14 protein-coding genes are annotated in these 15,297 nt (G+C 69.2%); 5 read left to right on the top strand and 9 right to left on the bottom strand.

Annotation, left to right across the window (positions count from 1 at the left end; genetic code table 11):
• Positions 1-39 precede the first annotated feature (39 nt).
• From AWC24_RS08825 to AWC24_RS08810, 4 genes are read right to left on the bottom strand one after another with little or no spacing between them, the layout of a single operon-like run.
• Positions 40-930, bottom strand: a complete 891-nt coding sequence (locus AWC24_RS08825; RefSeq protein WP_085083987.1) for a 3-methyladenine DNA glycosylase — start codon at positions 928-930, stop codon at positions 40-42.
• Positions 923-1,999: a hemolysin family protein gene (locus AWC24_RS08820; RefSeq protein ID WP_085083985.1), complete on the bottom strand. Its 1,077-nt coding sequence runs from the start codon at positions 1,997-1,999 to the stop codon at positions 923-925. The genes AWC24_RS08825 and AWC24_RS08820 overlap by 8 nt, the downstream gene beginning before the upstream one ends.
• Positions 1,992-3,338 (bottom strand): hemolysin family protein, encoded by a 1,347-nt coding sequence (locus tag AWC24_RS08815; protein ID WP_085083983.1) that lies wholly within the window; start codon positions 3,336-3,338, stop codon positions 1,992-1,994. The genes AWC24_RS08820 and AWC24_RS08815 overlap by 8 nt, the downstream gene beginning before the upstream one ends.
• 22 nt (positions 3,339-3,360) lie before the next feature.
• A complete protein-coding gene (locus tag AWC24_RS08810) occupies positions 3,361-4,797 on the bottom strand; it encodes a GuaB1 family IMP dehydrogenase-related protein (protein WP_085083981.1) in 1,437 nt (478 codons plus the stop codon).
• 839 nt (positions 4,798-5,636) lie between these two features.
• Between AWC24_RS08810 and AWC24_RS08805 the strand changes: the two genes are divergently transcribed.
• From AWC24_RS08805 to AWC24_RS08795, 3 genes are read left to right on the top strand one after another with little or no spacing between them, the layout of a single operon-like run.
• The gene (locus AWC24_RS08805) at positions 5,637-6,713 is read left to right on the top strand and encodes a phosphoglycerate mutase family protein (protein WP_234807305.1); all 1,077 of its coding nucleotides are present in this window, start codon (positions 5,637-5,639) and stop codon (positions 6,711-6,713) included.
• 12 nt (positions 6,714-6,725) lie between these two features.
• Positions 6,726-7,856: a histidine phosphatase family protein gene (locus tag AWC24_RS08800; protein ID WP_085083979.1), complete on the top strand. Its 1,131-nt coding sequence runs from the start codon at positions 6,726-6,728 to the stop codon at positions 7,854-7,856.
• Positions 7,857-7,871: 15 nt separating this feature from the next.
• A complete protein-coding gene (locus tag AWC24_RS08795; protein WP_109560378.1) occupies positions 7,872-8,756 on the top strand; it encodes an alpha/beta fold hydrolase in 885 nt (294 codons plus the stop codon).
• Between the two features lie 7 nt (positions 8,757-8,763).
• Here AWC24_RS08795 and gnd read toward each other — a convergent pair whose 3' ends face one another.
• From gnd to AWC24_RS08780, 3 genes are read right to left on the bottom strand one after another with little or no spacing between them, the layout of a single operon-like run.
• A complete protein-coding gene (gene gnd, locus AWC24_RS08790) occupies positions 8,764-10,212 on the bottom strand; it encodes an NADP-dependent phosphogluconate dehydrogenase (RefSeq protein ID WP_085083977.1) in 1,449 nt (482 codons plus the stop codon).
• A 54-nt stretch (positions 10,213-10,266) separates the two neighbouring features.
• Positions 10,267-11,205 (bottom strand): M56 family metallopeptidase, encoded by a 939-nt coding sequence (locus tag AWC24_RS08785; protein ID WP_085083975.1) that lies wholly within the window; start codon positions 11,203-11,205, stop codon positions 10,267-10,269.
• Positions 11,206-11,219: 14 nt separating this feature from the next.
• A complete protein-coding gene (locus tag AWC24_RS08780) occupies positions 11,220-11,636 on the bottom strand; it encodes a BlaI/MecI/CopY family transcriptional regulator (protein ID WP_085083973.1) in 417 nt (138 codons plus the stop codon).
• A 149-nt stretch (positions 11,637-11,785) separates the two neighbouring features.
• On the opposite strand from AWC24_RS08780, the gene AWC24_RS08775 reads away from it, so the two are divergent.
• Positions 11,786-12,199 (top strand): PaaI family thioesterase, encoded by a 414-nt coding sequence (locus tag AWC24_RS08775; RefSeq protein ID WP_085084076.1) that lies wholly within the window; start codon positions 11,786-11,788, stop codon positions 12,197-12,199.
• 21 nt (positions 12,200-12,220) lie between these two features.
• On the opposite strand, the gene ndh is transcribed toward AWC24_RS08775, so the two are convergent.
• Positions 12,221-13,606, bottom strand: coding sequence for a type II NADH:quinone oxidoreductase Ndh (gene ndh, locus AWC24_RS08770; RefSeq protein ID WP_085083971.1), 1,386 nt, complete (start codon positions 13,604-13,606; stop codon positions 12,221-12,223).
• A 107-nt stretch (positions 13,607-13,713) separates the two neighbouring features.
• A complete protein-coding gene (locus AWC24_RS08765; protein WP_085083969.1) occupies positions 13,714-14,385 on the bottom strand; it encodes an SDR family oxidoreductase in 672 nt (223 codons plus the stop codon).
• 147 nt (positions 14,386-14,532) lie between these two features.
• Here AWC24_RS08765 and modA point away from each other — a divergent pair, with 147 nt between their 5' ends.
• On the top strand, positions 14,533-15,297 hold the full coding sequence (gene modA, locus AWC24_RS08760) for a molybdate ABC transporter substrate-binding protein (protein ID WP_085083967.1): 765 nt from the start codon (positions 14,533-14,535) through the stop codon (positions 15,295-15,297).

The raw sequence follows: 15,297 nt of genomic DNA, 5'->3' as shown, positions 1-15,297 counted from the left end.
CTCGTAGCCAATCCACCACCTTACCGGCCGACAGCGCTGCTATCCGCATCCGGCGACTGCCGACAACCGCTCGCACCGCTCGAGCACGGCGTCACGCAGCGGCGCGGCGTGCTGCGAGACCTCGGTCTGGCAACGGACGTATTCTGCACGGCCGACGGGGTTTTCGATGCAAATCGGCTCATACCCGTAGCCGCTCAAGTCATACGGGCTCGCTCGCATGTCGATCTCGCGGGCGGCGGCCGCCAATTGCAGGCACTCCAGCAGCAACTCGGACTCGATCAGCGGCCCCAGCTTGTAGCACCACTTGTAGAGGTCCATGTTGGCGTGCAGGCAACCCGGCTGCTCCCAATCGGTTTGGGTGGCCCGCCGGGGCATCCCGTCGTTGCGCGGTGCCGCCGCCGGGGTGAAGAACCGGAAGGCGTCGAAGTGCGTGCAGCGCAACGGCATTGACTCGACAACTCGTTCCACCTCGGGTGCCCTGAGGCGCAGCGGAACGTGCCCGTGCCGGACGGGTTGGCCTGCCGGGCTGCGATACACCATCGCCCACTCGTGTAGCCCGAAACAGTTGAGCCGGGCCGGGCGGGCGGCGGTGGCCCGCAGCAGCCGGGCGATGAACGTCACGGTGCCGGCGCGCTCACGCACGAAGTCGTCGGCCACACCGACGCGGCCGGCCGTGACGGTGTACCCCCGGCGGCCGCGGTAGTCGCGCAGCGCCGCCGCCCCGGTCAGCGCGACACCGAAGCCGGGATGCCAGCCGCGCAGCTGTCGCGGACGCAGGCTGTAGTAGCTGAACAGGAACTTCGGGACCGGGTCACCGGCGGCGATCCGGCGCAACCGTGGCGCCAGGAAGCTGTCCAGGCGCCGGCGGTAGGTCTGCGCGCGGGCCTGCCAGTGCTCGGTGTCCAGAGCCGATTCGACCAGGTCAAACATGATGTGTGCCGTCACGGACGGTTCCCACGACGTCCTGGACGAGGTCCTCGAGGGCCACCATGGCCACCACGGCGCCGTCCGGGGCCACCGCGAGGGCCAGATGGCTGTTGGTCCGCCGCAGCCGGGTCAAGGCGTCGGCCAGCGGTAGCGATGCGGGAACGCGGGGCAGCGGTCGTACCACGCCGATATCGACCACGGCGGCTGCGCCGTCGCCGCCGGGGGCCGCCCCGGCACTCGCACTGAGCGGCAGGACGTCCTTGATGTGCAGATAGCCGACGTATTGGCCCTGGTCGACGACGGGGTACCGGGAATAACCGGTCTGAGCAAGCGCCCTGTCGATGGCCGCCACGCTGGGGCCGCGCCCGGGCGCTGCGGCCGGGACGGCGCGGATGTCGCCGACCGGCAGCGCCACGTCGGCGACGGTCCGGTTGCGGATCTGCAGGGCGCGGGTCAACCGGGTGTACTCCTCGAGGTCGAGCAGTCCCGCCGAGACCGATTCGGCGATCATCTCGCTGAGCTCGACGGTGGACACCGTGATCTCCAGCTCATCCTTGGGCTGCACCCGCACGGCCCGCAGGACGAGGTTGGCGCACCAGTTGTAGAAGGCGATGAACGGCCGGGCGGCCGCCATGTAGACCAGGTACGGCGGGATCAGCAGCATCGCCGCGGTCTCCGGACCTGCCAAGGCGATGTTCTTGGGCACCATCTCGCCGAACAGCACATGCAGCGTCACCACGATCGTCAACGCGACGATGAATGCCACGGTGTGCAGCAGCGCGTCGGGAATGCCCATCAGCCGGAACGGATACTCCAGCAGGTCGGCGACGGCAGGTTCACCGATGCGGCCGAGCAGGATCGAGCACACCGTGATCCCCAATTGCGCTCCGGCCAGCATCAACGACAGCTGTTCGCCGGCCCGGATCACCGTGACCGCGCTTTGCCTGCCCTGTTCGGCCAGCGCCTCGAGCCGGTCGCGCCGCGCCGATATCAGCGAGAACTCGGCGCCGACGAAGAAGGCGTTCGCCGCGATCAGCAGCACGGTCAACACGGAGTTGAGCAGGTCAGCCATCGCCCGCCCCCAGTTGGGTGAGCACCAGCAGGTCGATGCGCCGGCCGTCCATCCGGACCACCCGGGCCAGCCAGCGCGGCGGGGGCGCGGACAGCTGGTCGGGGTCGAACGCGGTCAGTTCGACGGTTTCGCCCGCCGCCGGGATGTGGCCGAGCTCTTGGAGCACCAGCCCGCCGATGGTCTCGTAGGAGCCCTCCGGCGCCCGGTAACCGGTCGCCGCGGCCACCTCGTCGATGCGCAGCAGCCCCGACACCTGCCAGCCACCGCCGGCCGCCACCACGTGCGGTGTGGCGTCGTCGTGCTCGTCGCGGACGTCGCCGACGATCTCCTCGATCAGATCCTCCATCGTGACCATGCCCGCGGTGCCGCCGTACTCGTCGACGACCAGGGCCGCTTGCAGGCCGTTGGTCCGGATCTGCTCCATCACCGCGTCGCCGTCGAGCGTGGAGGGCACCACCGCCACCGGTTCGGCGACGGTGGTGACCGGGGTGGTCGCCCGATCGGCGACCGCCACCGCGAACACCTGTTTGACGTGGACGATGCCGACCGGGGCGTCCAGGTCGCCGGCGACCACCGGGAACCGGGAAAAGCCGGTGTCGATGGCCGCGGCGGCCAGGTCGGCGACGGTGTCGCCGGCCTGCAGGCTGACGATCTTCGAACGCGGTGTCATCAGCTCCGCGGCGGTCAGGGCGCCGAATCGCAGTGAACCCTCGACCAGCGTTGCGGTACTGGGATCGAGTGCGCCGCTGCGCGCCGAATTGCGCACCAGCGAAGCCAGCTCCCGCGGGGAACGGGCCGAGGTCAGCCGATCGGCGGGCTCGATGCCGAGCCGCTTGAGGATCAGGTTCGCCGTCCCGTTGGTCGCCTTGATCGCGACGGTGAACAGGCGGGAGAACATCAGCTGCGGCCAGGCGGCCACCCGGGCGGTCTGCAGTGGGCGCGCCACCGCCAGGTTCTTGGGCACCAGCTCGCCGAAGACCATCGACAGCGAGGTGGCGATGACCAGGGCCAGGGCCAGGGCCACCCCGGCGGCGGCCGCCTCGGACAGCCCCAGCGCGGCCAGCGGGGGACGCAGCCACCGGGCCAGCACCGGCTCGGCCAGGTAACCGGTGGCCAGCGTGGTGATCGAGATACCCAACTGGGCGCCGGAGAGCTGGAACGACAACGTGCGGTGGGCTTCTCGGATATAGCCGTCGCGACGCCCGCCGCGGCGGGCGTTGGCCTCCACCGCGCTGCGTTCCAGGGTGGTCAGGGAGAACTCGGCGGCGACGAATATCGCGGTGCCCAGCGTGAGGATTACGAACGCCAGCACGCTGCCCAGGGTCAAGGCGATGGTCATGACCGTCTACTGCTCGCGGGTCTCACCAGCCGAACGGTAACGGATGGCCCTCGGCGAAGCCTGCGGCCGACTGCACTCCGAGCACGGCGCGCTCATGCAACTGGGCCAGGTCCGATGCGCCGACATAGGTGCAGGTGCTGCGAAGGCCGGAGGTGATGTGGTCCAGCAGATCCTCCACTCCGCCGCGATCCGGGTCCAGCATCATCCTCGACGTCGAAATACCTTCCTCGAAGAGTGCTTTGCGGGCGCGGTCGAACGCACTGTCGCCGGCCGTGCGCGCGGCCACCGCCCGCTTGGACGCCATGCCGTAGCTCTCCTTGTACGGTTTGCCGTCGCGGTCGAACATCAAGTCGCCGGGCGATTCATAGGTGCCGGCGAACCACGAGCCGATCATCACGTTCGACGCCCCGGCGGCCAGTGCCAGCGCCACGTCGCGGGGATGGCGAACCCCGCCGTCGGCCCAGACGTGGGCGCCGAGTTCGTGTGCCGCGGCCGCACACTCCAGTACGGCCGAGAGCTGCGGCCGGCCCACCCCGGTCATCATCCGGGTGGTGCACATCGCGCCGGGGCCGACACCGACCTTGACGATGTCCGCCCCGGCGGCGATCAGATCCCGGGTGCCCGCTGCGGACACCACATTGCCGGCGACCAGCGGAACGCCCGGCTGCAGCGCGGCCACCGAGCGGATCGCCTGTATCGCCTTCTCCTGATGGCCGTGCGCCGTGTCGATGACCAGCACGTCCACCCCGGCTGCCAACAACGCGCCGGCCCGGGTCGTCACGTCGCCGGTGATGCCGACCGCCGCGCCGATCCGCAGCCGGCCGGCCGCATCGGTGGCGGGGGTGTAGATGCCGGCCCGGATCGAACCGGTACGGGTCAGGACGCCGGCCAGCGTCCCATCGGAGTTGGTCAGCACCGCGATGTCGACCGGCGCATGCTCCAGCAGGTCGAAGATCTTGCGGGGTTCGGTGCCGATCGGAACGCTCAGCAGGTCGGACATCGCGACCTCACTCACCCTGCTGAAGCGGTCCACCCCTTCGCAGCACGTCCTGGTCACCAGGCCGGTCGGGCGACCGTCGACGGTGACCACGGCCGCCCCGTGCGCTCGTTTCGGGAGCAGCGCCATCGCGGCGGAGACCGAGTCGTCGGGGGAGAGCACGACGGGGGTGTCGGCGACCAGGTCGCGACTCTTCACGAACGCCACGGTCTGGCGCACGACATCGATCGGCAGATCCTGGGGCAGCACCACGATCCCGCCGCGCCGGGACACCGTCTCGGCCATTCGCCGGCCCGCCACGGCGGTCATGTTGGCCACCACCACCGGGATGGTGGCTCCCGAACCGTCGCGGGTGGACAGATCCACGTCGAGTCGGGAATCGACGGCCGAGCGGTTGGGGACGATGAAGACATCGTCGTAGGTCAGGTCGTAGCCGTGGTCGTACCCGCTGGCGAATCTCATCGGGCGCCCGATATCGGGCCGTTGGGTTCCGACGAGCCCATCAATTTCCTCCACTGGTTCTGGGCCGGGTTCAGGTTGACGCCGGACACCACCACGGCCGGCCACGGGGGCGTTGTTTCTGCCCGGCAGCCACGGTACCGGCACCGCGTCGGCGGAACCACTCGTTATCGGGCGCTCAACGGAGGAAAAATTGATCTTCCTCACAGCCGCATCGTCAGCTAAACTCATCTGGTCGTTTAGGGGATTAGAGATGACAGTTAGCTGCGACCGGCGGGGTGTGGCCATTCGGACCCCGGTTGCGCCTGCTGTTGACCGACGGCTCAACCGGCCGGGCCGCGGCGTCGCCCGCCCCTGCCGGACTGTTGCCCCCGTGGCGTGGCGGGGATGCCGCCTCGAGGGCTACCTGGAGCGCAAACTGCACCGGCAGTGGCGAAACCGCGGGTCTTAACGGTCCGCAGCGAACCGACGCCCCGCCGCGAGAATCCTCGCTGCCCACAACTTTTGGCGGGTGCGACACGGGTCCGTGGGCGGCAGGTGCGAGAGCGGGCCGGGAGCGTCCGAGCCACCGCACGGCCGGCCCGGCGCGCACGAACATCGCCGGGGCGAGCGCCGGGGCGGTCTGCGCCTCCGGGGTGTCCTTCGGGGTGTCGGGCCACGTCAAGACGCTGGACGGACCCGCGAATGTCGCACGGCGCCGCATTGACCGCAGGTGCTTGACAGTTAGCTGACAGGCATTAACCAGCGAACCTCAATACTTATAAGACGCTGAATTGCGCAATACCAAAACACCGACTACGCAGCCGGCCGTACGTCACTTCCATCCAGAAGAGGTACGCATCATGCAGGTCAGTCCGATCTTGTCCCTCACCGCCGGTGCCGCCCTGGTCGGCGGCATCGCCGTGGCCCCGGTCGCTGCACCGCCGGCGTCGTCGAGGGCAACCACACCCGACGTCGAACTCACCGCGCAGGATGTCGTCATCGATTTCGTGCGGCACGCGCAGATGACACCGCCGTACGATCTGCTGCTCACCCCCTCGCCGGATCATCCGGGCGCCCCGCTCAGCGACCTCGGCCACCAACAGGCGAACGACGTCGGGCAGCAGTTGTTCACCCAACTCGGCCCGGTCGCCGGCATCTTCACCGGGCAGGGTCTCCGGGTGCAGGAGACCGCTGCGCCGTTCGCCGATCTGGAGGGCACCGGCGGCGCCCCCGCCGATGTGCATATACTGCCCGGGCTCGACGAGGTCGACAGTGGCGTCTACGCGCTCGATCCGATTGAGAGTCTTGGCGGTCGGTTGGCCTTTCTGACCGTGGGGGCCTGGTCGTTCGGAGCGCCGCTGGGGCTGGCACTGGTGCAGGGCCCGGGCTCGCACGACATCAACGGGGTGGTGCTGGATGATCGATTCAGCGACGCCGTTCAGACGATGTACGACCATGCGCTGAGCTCCGGGGTGGTCAGTGCCAACGGCCAGCTCACCGATGTGGCGTTCAGCAGCACGGCGTCCGTCTTCGCCTGGGTGATGCAGAACGTCGACAACCCCGATCTGCCGTTCTTCCTGAACCTCCTCAACGAGTCACACAGTGTCCCGAACGGCCAGACGAGCATCTTCCTGCCCAACGCCGCGGTCGTCGAGGTCGAGGGCAACCCCACCGACGGCTGGACCCTGATCAGCTGGGACGGGCACGCCATCCCGCAAGATCCGGACCTGTTCACCGCGCTCTTCGTCGACGTGCGGGACGTGATGCTGCCGGTCCAAGAGTCGTTGTGGGCTGTGCACCAGGCCATTCTCGGCTCGGATCCCGAAGTGATCATGAACGCGGTCCAGACCGGTTTCGAGCAGGTCACCTCGGCGTTGAGCCAGTTCCCCGGCGCGGTCTTCAGCGACATCGCCGACGCTCTCGGAAACCTCGGCTAGGAGGTCGTTGTCATGCACGCAATCCCGATCGGGCCGGTAGCCGCCGGTCTCGCCGCCCTCCTCGGCGCCGGCGTCATCGCCGTCACACCGCCGGTGCACACCGATCCCGCCGCCCCCGCGGTCACTCTCACCAGCGGGGCAGCCCAAGACGGCGCACTACAAGATGTCGTCATCGACATCGTGCGGCACGGGCAGCGGATGCCGCCGTTCAACGACGTCATCACCCCGTCTCCGGATCATCCGGGCCCGCCGCTCAGCGATCTCGGGATGCAGCAGGCCCAGGACGTGGCCGACAAACTGCACCAGGAACTCGGTGACCAGGTGGCGGGCATCTTCTCCGGGCAGGCCATCCGCGACATCGACACCGCCGCGCCGTTCGCCGCGCTGGAGAACATGACGACGCAGATCCTGCCCGGACTCAACGAGATCGACAGCGGCAGCTACGCCGGCCAACCGATCGCGAGCCTGTCGGGCTTCCTGTACCAGTTCACGCCGATGCTGTGGACGTTGTTCGGATTGGTGCTGATGCCGATCCCGGGTTCGGTCGAGGACCCCAACGGGGTGGTGATGAACCAGAACTTCACCGAGGCCGTGGACGCGATGTACAGCGCCGCGATGGCCAACCCGGTGGAAAGCGACACCGGCGACATCACCGCCGTGGCGTTCAACAACGAGGCCGACATCGCCGCCTGGGTGGCGCTCAATGTCAAGAACCCCGACATCTCACTGCTGCTGCCGTTGACGTTGCAGACGATGTTCGCCAACGACGACGGCTCCCCGCTGTTGCCCAACACCGGCATCGTGCAGATCGAGGGCAACCCCACCGACGGCTGGACACTGGTCAGCTGGAACGGGATCGCCGTCCCGGAGGACCCGGGACTGCTGACCAAGCTGATCATGGACGTACGCGACCTGATCACCACCCCGCAGGTCGCGGCCTGGAATCTCTACCAGGCGCTGCTCGACGGCGACCCGACGGCGATCGGCGCGGCGTTCCAGACCGGTCTGCACGACGTCAGCTCGGTTTTCCTGGGGTTTCCGCAAGCCGTCTTCGACGACATCACCGACGCGTTGACCAACCTCGGCGGCGGGGCCGCGGACGACACCGGCTCGGCGCTCGCCGACCTGCTTGCGCTGATCTGAGGCGCGGCGCGCACAATGACCGCGATGGCGAACACGACATGGCCCGACAGCGTGCGGCGCTGGCAGGACGGCGGCCGCTGGCTGTCGACCACCGCCGGCCGGGTATTCGTACGGTCCGGGACCGGCGACGGGCCCACCGTGCTGTTGCTGCACGGCTTTCCGTCCTGCTCCTACGATTTCGCATCCGTCGTCGACCGACTGGCCGGCCGGTCCTGGCTGACGATGGATTTTCTGGGGTTCGGACTGTCGGACAAGCCGAACCCGCACCGCTACAGCCTGTTCGAGCAGGCCGATCTGGTGCAACAGGTGGTGGCTGCGACCGGCACCGGTCCGGTGGTGCTGGCCGCCCACGACATGGGCACCTCGGTGGCCACCGAACTGCTGGCCCGCGACGTGGCCGGCACGCTGAGTTTCGACCTGCGCCGTGCGGTGCTGTCCAACGGCAGCGTGATCCTGGAGCGGGCCAGCCTGCGGCCCATCCAGAAGGTGCTGCGCGGCCCGTTCGGCGGACTGGCCGCCCGGCTGACGAACCGGCGCAGTTTCGTCCGCGGCTTTGGCCGGCTGTTCAGCGCCGGCCATCCGCTGGCCCCCGAGGAGGCCGCCGCGCAGTGGGCCCTGCTGACCCACAACGGAGGCAATCGGATCGCGCACCTGCTCTCGGCCTACCTCGACGAACGGGTGCGCCACGCGCAACGCTGGCACGGCGCGGTGCGCGACTGGTCCAAGCCGCTGGGATTCGTGTGGGCACTCGATGACCCGGTGGCGACCACCAACGTGCTCGACGGGCTGCGGGAGCTGCGCCCGGCCGGCGACGTCATCGAACTACCCGGGTTGGGCCATTACCCGCAGCTCGAAGACCCGCAGGCCTACACCGATGCCGTGCTGCGGCTGCTGGTTTGAACCCGGGTTAAACCGGAACTTCGCTGCGGTCGCCGCTCCACAGCGTGTGGTACTTGCCCTCGGCGTCCACCCGGCCGTAGCTGTGGGCACCGAAGTAGTCGCGCTGCGCCTGGGTCAGCGCGGCCGGCAGTCGTTCGGTGCGCAGCCCGTCGTAGTAGGCCAGCGCGGAGGAGAAACCGGGGGACGGAATCCCCAGGGCGACAGCCGTTGTCACCACCCGGCGCCAGCTGTCGATGGCGGCCTCCACGGCACTGCGAAAGTACGGAGCGGCCAGCAGGCTCACCAGATCCGGGTCGGTGTCGAAGGCCTCTTTGATCCGGTTGAGGAACTTGGCGCGGATGATGCAGCCGCCACGCCAGATCGTCGCCAGGTCGCCGGGGGTGACGTCCCAGCCGTGCTCGGCGCTGCCGGCCTGAATCTGGTTGAACCCCTGCGCATAAGCGACGATCTTCGAGGCGTACAGCGCCCGGCGGACATCCTCGGTGAACCGGGCCGCATCCGAAGGACGCTCGCCGAGGTCCCCGGCGGCCAGGCCCGCCGCGGCGCGACGCTGCGGGACCGAACCCGACAGCGCCCGGGCGAACACCGCCTCGGCGATTCCGGTGACCGGAACCCCCAAGTCCAGGGCGGACTTGACCGTCCAGCGGCCGGTGCCCTTCTGCTCGGCTTCGTCGACGATGACGTCGACCAGCGGCTTGCCGGTCTTGGCGTCGACCTGACGCAGCACCTCGGCGGTGATCTCGACCAGGTAGCTGTCCAGCTCACCGGCGTTCCACTCGGTGAACACGTCGGCGATCTGCGGCGCGGCCAGCCCCAGGCCGTCGCGTAGCAACTGGTATGCCTCGCCGATCAACTGCATGTCGGAGTACTCGATGCCGTTGTGCACCATCTTGACGAAGTGCCCGGCACCGTCCGGCCCGATGTGGGTGCAGCACGGCACCCCGTCGACGTGCGCGGAGATCTCCTCCAGCAGCGGTCCGAGCGACGTGTAGGACTCCTTCGGGCCGCCCGGCATGATCGACGGCCCGTTCAGCGCACCCTCCTCCCCGCCGGAGATACCGGCCCCGACGAAGTGCAGTCCGCGGGCGGCCATCGCCTTCTCGCGGCGGATGGTGTCGGTGTAGAGCGCGTTGCCGCCGTCGATGATGATGTCGCCGGGCTCCATGGCGTCGGCGAGGTCATTGATCACAGCGTCGGTGGCCGCACCGGCCTGCACCATGATCAGCACCCGGCGTGGTTTCTCAAGCGCGGCAAGGAATTCCGGAATCGATTCGCTGCGAACGAACTTCCCCTCCGAGCCGTGTGCGCTCAGCAGGGCGTCGGTCTTGGCGATCGATCGGTTGTGCAGCGCCACCGTGTAGCCGTGGCGGGCGAAGTTGCGCGCGATGTTGGATCCCATGACGGCCAGGCCGGTCACCCCGATCTGGGCGGTGCCGACAAGTTCCGACGCGCTCATACATTCGCCTTTCGGTGGTAGGTGATCGCCGCGCGGCACGCCGGGCGGCGCGGGTCATCCCGCGATCAGTCGATGCAGTTCGGTCAGCCACGGTACCGCCAGCGCGATCGTCGGCACCGTCAGCACCCCGGCCGCGGCGGAGTAGGCGGCGGCAGCCAGCGTGCGACTGTTGCCTCGTCCGGACAGCCGCTGTACCCGCAACACCGTGTTGGGACCGCCGGCAGCCAGCGCGCCGGCGGGGATGGGCGCTGAAGCGCAGGTCACCAGGGCGCGGGCCAGGGGAGGGGCACCGGCGACCCGAACGGCGGCGTCGTCGGCCAGCAGTTCGACCAGCAACCGCACCGCGTCCAGGGCGCTGGCGCTGCGCACGAACCGTGGAAACGCGGAGTGCACCGCGGTGAACGCCTCCAGCACCAGATCATGCCGCGCGCGCAGGTGGGCGCGCTCATGGCAGAGCAGGGCGGCCAGTTCGGTGTCGCTGAGCGCCTGCAGGGCGCCCGAACTGAGCACCACCCGACTGCGCACCCCGGGCAGGCAGTAGGCCAGGGGCTGCATCACCTGCAGAATCCGAAGGCCGCTGGTGCGCACCGCCGGCGGGCTGTCAGAGACGCCCACCAGGTCGACCAGCATGCGGTGGCGGGCCCGGCGCTGCCGGGTGCCGATCGCGACCCGCAGCACGGTCACCGTCAGGCGCAGGCCGACGAGCAGCGTCAATGCCGACACCGCGGTGTAGAAGGTCCACAGCGGCCAGCCCAACCGGTCGATGGAGCCCAGGATCGTCGAGGTGGGCCGACCGTCGGGGCCCGGCATCAGCAGCCGACTCGACGTGGCGACCCCCGCGCTGAACGCCGACAGCACCGCGGCGATCGCGATGGCCTGCCAGAGCACCACCGCGGCCCGCGGGGCGCGTAACGGCCAGTCGGCGCGCGCGAGCAGGACGGGAACCGGCCCCACGAGCAGCAGCGCCAACAGGGTGAAGGCCAGCGCGGACACGCTGCCAGTCTCCCTCAGGACGTGTGCCGGCCGCCAGCGGGCAGGCCGACGTGATGTTTGGCTTCCAACTCGTCGAGCGCGCGGCGCAGGGCCTCGGCTTCGTCCACGCCGACCCGCTCCACGAAATGCACCAGGGCGGCTCGGCGGTCCCCGGAGTCGGCGGCCTGGTCGAGGGCTTCGACCATCAGCCCGGCGACCAGCTCGTCCCGGCCGCGGACCGGGGTGTAGCGGTGCGCGCGGTCATCACGGATCTGCGACACCAGGCTCTTCTTGGCCAGCCGCTGCAGCACCGTCATCACCGTGGTGTAGGCCAGGTCTCGGTGTGCGGACAGCGCTTCGTGGACCTGACGCACCGTCTGGGCCTCCGGTGCGGACCACAGATGGTCCATCACCGCTCGTTCCAAGTCGCCTAGGTGGGTCTGCTTAGCCATGTCGTAATCAACTCCCTGCGGAATGGAGCAAGCCTACCGTCAATTACTACCGGCTGTCGTACCGGCGGCGCGTGCTGCGGTGCGCGGGCGGGCCCCACGCCGCACCGACTGCGTTCGGCGCACGGCACCCGGTCGTGTACAACGATGACATGGCTGCCAGCGGTTCCCCGACCATCCCCGTCGCGCCCTTCGACCGTGAGATCGGCCTGGTCTTCACCGACATCGGCCCCGACGGCGCCCGCGCCACGCTGGAGTTGCAGCCCAAGCTGAGCCAGCCCGCCGGCCTCGTGCACGGCGGGGTCTACTGCTCAGTCGTCGAGAGTGTGGCAAGCGTGTCCGGTCACGCCTGGCTGAACGCGGGCGGCGGCGAGACCGGCGGCACCGTGGTGGGGGTCAACAACAACACCGACTTCCTGCGGGGGGTGTCGTCGGGAACGGTGTTCGCCGCGGCCACCCCGATCCATCGCGGCCGCCGCCAACAGCTGTGGCTGGTGACGATCACCGATTCCGATGACAAGGTGCTCGCGCGCGGGCAGGTCAGGCTGCAGAACCTGCCCAGCTGAGTCGACGGCGGCGACCCGCTGCTAACTGACCGCGCGTTCGGCGCCGCGCTGCGCCTCGGCCGCCAGCATCTCGAGTTGCTCCAGGCGGGTCCGGGCGAAGGCCTGCTGCTCGGTGATGGTGAGCTGACCGCGCCGGGTGCTCAGGAACGTCACGTTCCAGGACAGCAGCGTGCTGACCTTGTTCTTGAACCCGACCAGATAGATCAGGTGCAGTCCCAGCCAGGCCAGCCAGGCCAGAAAGCCACTGAACTCCAGCGGGCCGATCTTGGTGACCGCGGAGAACCTCGACACGGTGGCCATCGAGCCCTTGTCCAGGTACTGGAACGGCTCCCGGTCAGCCGGATCGGCGCCGCCGAGTTCGGCCTTGATGGTGCTGGCGGCGTGCTTGGCCCCCTGGATCGCGCCCTGCGCCATGCCGGGCACACCGTCGACAGCCGCCATGTCCCCGACGACGAAGACGTTGGGGTGCCCCGGCACCGACAGGTCCGGCAGCACCTTCACCCGGCCGGCGCGGTCGAGTTCGACCGCGGACTGCTCGGCGAGATCGCGGCCCAGCGGGCTGGCCGAGACGCCCGCCGACCACACCTTGCACTGCGATTCGATGCGCCGGATGGTGCCGTCGGAGTCCTTGACGGTCAGGCCGTTGCGGTCGACATCGGTGACCATGGCGCCGAGCTGGATCTCCACGCCCATCTTCTGCAGCCGCTCGGCGGCCTTGAGGCCCAGTTTCTCGCCCATCGGCGGCAGCACCGCCGGAGCGGCGTCGAGCAGGATCACCCGTGCCTTGGTCGAGTCGATGTTGCGGAACGCGCCCTTGAGCGTGTAATTGGCCAATTCGGCGATCTGCCCCGCCATTTCGACCCCGGTCGGACCCGCGCCGACCACCGTGAAGGTGAGCAGCTTCTCCCGCCGGGCCTGGTCGCGGGACCGCTCGGCCTGCTCGAAGGCACTCAGGATGCGGCCCCGCAGCTCCAGGGCGTCGTCGATGGTCTTCATGCCGGGGGCGAACTCGGCGAACTCGTCGTTGCCGAAGTAGGACTGGCCGGCGCCGGCCGCGATGATCAGGCTGTCGAACGGGGTGTCGTAGGTGTGGCCGAGCACCTCGGAAGTGACGAACTTTCCGGCGAGGTCGATGCGGGTGACGTCGCCGAGCAACACCTGGGCGTTGCGCTGCTTGCGCAGCACCACGCGGGTCGACGGCGCGATCTCCCCTTCGGAGAGGATTCCGGTCGCCACCTGGTAGAGCAGCGGCTGGAACAGGTGGTGGGTGGTGCGAGCGATCAACTTGACGTCGACATCGGCTCGCTTGAGTTTCTTGGCCGCGGTCAAACCGCCGAATCCGGAGCCGATGATGACGACCTGGTGACGTCGGCTCTGCGGCGCAGTGACTTCAGGCTGGGCGCTCATGGGAATACGGTTGCTCCTCGACGGCGACTGCGTTCACAAATACGCTAGTCGACCCACTTGGCGGTCACCGAATTCGATCGTTGTGGGATTAACCACTCCCGGTGACATCAGCCGAAATGGGCCAACGCTCCGTGGCTGACATGCAGCGTCTGGCCGGTGATGTGCCGGGCTGCCGGTGTGGTCAAGAACACCGCCAGCCGGGCGATCTCGGTGTCCGCGCCGGCCGGGGTACGGGTGAGCCCGTCATAGCCCGGGCGCGCCGCCGCGCCGGCGGCGACCACGTTGACGGTGATCCCGCGGGTGCCGAAGACGGTGGCCTGGCCGGCGGTCCAGTTCGACAGCGCGGCCTTGACGGCCGCATCGGCGCCGCCGTCGAGCGGGTTCTCCGGCATCACCGAAACGATCGAGCCGCCGGAACGCAGGTGGTCGCCGACGGTGCCGACCGTCAGCACCGCCGAGAGCACGGTGGCGTCGAGCGCGTTGCGCCACGCGGCGGCCTGGTCGGCCAGCGAATAGGCGCGCGGGTCACCGCCCTGCCAGCGCGGCGCCGGAACGTTGACGATGGTGTCGAGGTGGTGTGGGAACAGGCCGCGCGCCGCCAGCAGGCTCGCCGGATCCGTGTTGTCGCAGACGACGGCGTTGGCGTCGAGTTCTTTGGCTGCGACCTCGAGCTCGGGGCCTCGCATCCCGGCGAGCGTCACCTTGTGGCCGGCTTCGCTGAAGCCTTCTGCAACGGCGCGACCCAATTCGGTGTCACCACCGGTGACCAGCACATCCATCGGTCGGACCTCCTCGTGTTCGCAGCTATGTTACTGGACAGTAGCCGGTTTGCGAGCGCAGGGCGGAACTCGGCACAGACACGATCCGGCTACGGTCCGGATCCGGGGGGCTCCGACGCGCCTGCGATCGCCGATAGGCTTCGGGCCATGTGGCGAACCCGGGCGGTCTCCGGCGTGGTGGCGCTCATGCTGGCAGCGGGTTCGGCGGGGCTGACCGGCTGTGGTTCCCGGCCGGCGGCCCCATCGATCACGGTGTTCGCGGCGGCGTCGCTGAAGGCGGCGTTCACCGAGATCGCCGAGCAGTTCAAGACCGATCACCCCGGCGTGGGCGTGGAGTTCAACTTCGCCGGGTCCTCGGATCTGGCCACCCAGCTCACCGAGGGCGCCGGCGCCGACGTCTTCGCCTCGGCCAACACCGCCCAGATGGACAAGGTCGCCGAGGCAGGCCTGCTGGACGGTGAGCCGGTGCCGTTCGCCAGCAACACGCTGGTGATCGTCACCGCGCCCGACAACCCGCACGCGGTGCGCTCTTTCGCCGATCTGGCCCGTGCCGGCCTGGCCGTGGTGGTCTGCCAACCGCCGGTGCCGTGCGGCGCGGCGACCCGCAAGGTCGAAGACATCACCGGGGGCCGGGTGCACCCCGTCAGCGAGGAGCCCGACGTCACCGACGTGCTCAACAAGGTCACCACCGGCCAGGCCGACGCCGGGATCGTCTACCGCACCGACGCCATCAACGCCGGCGACAAGGTGGCCACCGTCGAATTCCCGGAGGCGGAGAGCGCGGTCAACACCTACCCGGTCGCAGTGCTCAAAGACGCGGCACAACCCGCACCGGCCCGCGCGTTCGTCGAGTTGGTCGCCGGTGCGGCAGGGCAGCAGATCCTGCACGCCGCCGGCTTCGGTGAGCCCTGA

Origin of the sequence: Mycolicibacter senuensis (assembly GCF_002101885.1) — a bacterium.
Taxonomy (GTDB): domain Bacteria; phylum Actinomycetota; class Actinomycetes; order Mycobacteriales; family Mycobacteriaceae; genus Mycobacterium; species Mycobacterium senuense.
This window is presented reverse-complemented; position numbering and strand designations above follow the sequence as displayed.

Excerpts from the sequence above, each read along its gene's own strand:
- AWC24_RS08825 (WP_085083987.1), bottom strand. The coding sequence starts at position 930 with ATGTTTGACCTGGTCGAATCGGCTCTGGACACCGAGCACTGGCAGGCC.
- AWC24_RS08820 (WP_085083985.1), bottom strand. The coding sequence starts at position 1,999 with ATGGCTGACCTGCTCAACTCCGTGTTGACCGTGCTGCTGATCGCGGCG.
- AWC24_RS08815 (WP_085083983.1), bottom strand. The coding sequence starts at position 3,338 with ATGACCATCGCCTTGACCCTGGGCAGCGTGCTGGCGTTCGTAATCCTC.
- AWC24_RS08810 (WP_085083981.1), bottom strand. The coding sequence starts at position 4,797 with ATGAGATTCGCCAGCGGGTACGACCACGGCTACGACCTGACCTACGAC.
- AWC24_RS08805 (WP_234807305.1), top strand. The coding sequence starts at position 5,637 with ATGCAGGTCAGTCCGATCTTGTCCCTCACCGCCGGTGCCGCCCTGGTC.
- AWC24_RS08800 (WP_085083979.1), top strand. The coding sequence starts at position 6,726 with ATGCACGCAATCCCGATCGGGCCGGTAGCCGCCGGTCTCGCCGCCCTC.
- AWC24_RS08795 (WP_109560378.1), top strand. The coding sequence starts at position 7,872 with ATGACCGCGATGGCGAACACGACATGGCCCGACAGCGTGCGGCGCTGG.
- gnd (WP_085083977.1), bottom strand. The coding sequence starts at position 10,212 with ATGAGCGCGTCGGAACTTGTCGGCACCGCCCAGATCGGGGTGACCGGC.
- AWC24_RS08780 (WP_085083973.1), bottom strand. The coding sequence starts at position 11,636 with ATGGCTAAGCAGACCCACCTAGGCGACTTGGAACGAGCGGTGATGGAC.
- AWC24_RS08775 (WP_085084076.1), top strand. The coding sequence starts at position 11,786 with ATGGCTGCCAGCGGTTCCCCGACCATCCCCGTCGCGCCCTTCGACCGT.
- ndh (WP_085083971.1), bottom strand. The coding sequence starts at position 13,606 with ATGAGCGCCCAGCCTGAAGTCACTGCGCCGCAGAGCCGACGTCACCAG.
- AWC24_RS08765 (WP_085083969.1), bottom strand. The coding sequence starts at position 14,385 with ATGGATGTGCTGGTCACCGGTGGTGACACCGAATTGGGTCGCGCCGTT.
- modA (WP_085083967.1), top strand. The coding sequence starts at position 14,533 with ATGTGGCGAACCCGGGCGGTCTCCGGCGTGGTGGCGCTCATGCTGGCA.